This is a genomic window from Plebeiibacterium sediminum (assembly GCF_026013605.1).
In the GTDB taxonomy this organism is placed as follows: Bacteria; Bacteroidota; Bacteroidia; order Bacteroidales; family Marinilabiliaceae; genus Saccharicrinis; species Saccharicrinis sediminus.
On sequence record NZ_JAPDPJ010000182.1, the window covers coordinates 1 to 1,920 of the forward strand.

Annotated in this window: 1 protein-coding gene; it reads right to left on the minus strand. The window is 29.7% G+C overall.

Annotation, left to right across the window (positions count from 1 at the left end; all coding sequences use genetic code 11):
- On the minus strand, window positions 1-1,670 hold a 1,670-nt coding region (locus OM075_RS24920), incomplete at its 3' end, for a PAS domain S-box protein (protein WP_301193277.1).
- Window positions 1,671-1,920: the final 250 nt, after the last annotated feature.

Here is a 1,920-nt window from a genome sequence, read left to right on the forward strand (position 1 = left end):
GATATATGTTCAAGACTGGAGAGTATTTCTCTAATATCATTATGATCAAGGCTACTGAATTCGATATTTAGAAAATTAGATAATTGAGTTATATTTCCAATAGGAGATCTTAAATCATGACCTAAAATTGAAAACAAACGGTCTTTGACAGATATTAATTCTTCCAATTGTTTATTTTGAACCTGTATTTTGTTTTCAAATTCTATTTGAGGTGTAATATCTTCAATCGTGGCAATCATACCATTAAACTCGTTGTATTCATCAATAATTGGACTGGCATTTATGGATAGAAATTTACGAGAGTGATCCTGATTTTCGATAGCATGCTTAATACCGTAAACAGGTTGCAAATGATTTTTTACTAATATAAATGGCAGCTTATCTTCCGGATAATCCTCTCCATTCAGATCAGTTATTCTCCATTCCGGAGCATTGTATTTAATAGTATTATCTCTGCTAATTGATAAGTCAAGTATTTCCTCGCCTCTTTTATTGGCATAATAAATATTACCGTGTTTATCGGTTAACAAGATACCTACAGGGCTGGTATTAATTATTTTATCTAATAGAGCTTGCTTTCCTTTTAGCTTTTTTTCTATTTTCTTATATTCAGAAATATCAATAATAGTTCCTATCATTTTAACCAATTCACCGTTTCTATACACAAGTGAACCTCTACCATGCACCCATTTATCAGTTTTGTCTTTAATAGTAGTGATTTGATATTGTCTATCGAACTCCTCTTTATTCTGAATCACATTTTCCTGGAGATAAGTTTTCATTGTATCTCTCCATTTGGGATGTACAATATTTAACCATCCATCAATGGATCTGTCATAATTTTCTGTTATCTCAAAAATATCGTCTAAAATTTTTGAGCTACTCCACATGCCAGATCTAAAATCAAGCGTGTAACTTCCAACTCTGGCAATACTTTGTGTTTCAAATAACTTTTCTTCAAGTATTTTATTGGTAATGTTATTATCCAGGATACTAAGAACATAATCCTGACCATTATCAGAAAATAAAGTTGATGAAATATAGCAGCTGACAATCTCTTTATGCTTATTGTGAAAGTAAGTCTTGTAAGCTTGAATATGATGTTCTTTTTTTAATCTGTGAATATACTTCTCCCGGGATCCCTTTTTAACCCATAAAAGCTTATTAACACTGGACTGATTAATTATTTCGTTGGGTTGGAATCCACTTACTTCTACAAACTTTTTATTCACTCTCACAAAGTTACCATCCTCTAATTTGGTAATCGAAGCAGGTTCAGGTAGATGATCAAAAAAGAGATCAAAAATTTTATTCTCTCCTTTTTCAAAAACTGAATATCTCTTTGAATTATATGAATTTAAATAATTTACGAATTCCTTTATATCAGTAATTAAATTAACCTTTTCTTTATTAATCCTTTTTGAGTCACCTGTATAATCCAGTATCATAATCTTTGAATCGCGAGGTTCTATTTTATCCAATAGAATTTTGATTTCTTCAGAAAAGTTACTGCCGTCCAGAAGTATAATCTCAGGTTTAAAATATCTTAGATTATTATTTAATTGGTCAACAGTTTCAAAGTGGATACAAGAATTCCCTGATTTAGTTATACTAGTGCATACCAAATCAATTTCTTTTTTTTCTTTTGATAAGAAGAAAACAGTTGACATTACTTAGTTAGTTTGAATGTAATTTAATGAATTTCAGTTGTTTTTCATAATGATTTACATATTAAAATTTAGCTTATAAAATTTCTTTCAAATAAGTTATAAACCAATCTTCATCTGTTTTAAATTATTTATTATTGATGATCATTTCAGTCATTTGCTCACATATCTTTCGGTAGAATTCATCTTTGTTTATAGGCTTTGGAATAAAAGCCGTTGCTCCGTTTGAAAGACAGGAGTGAATCGTTTTACT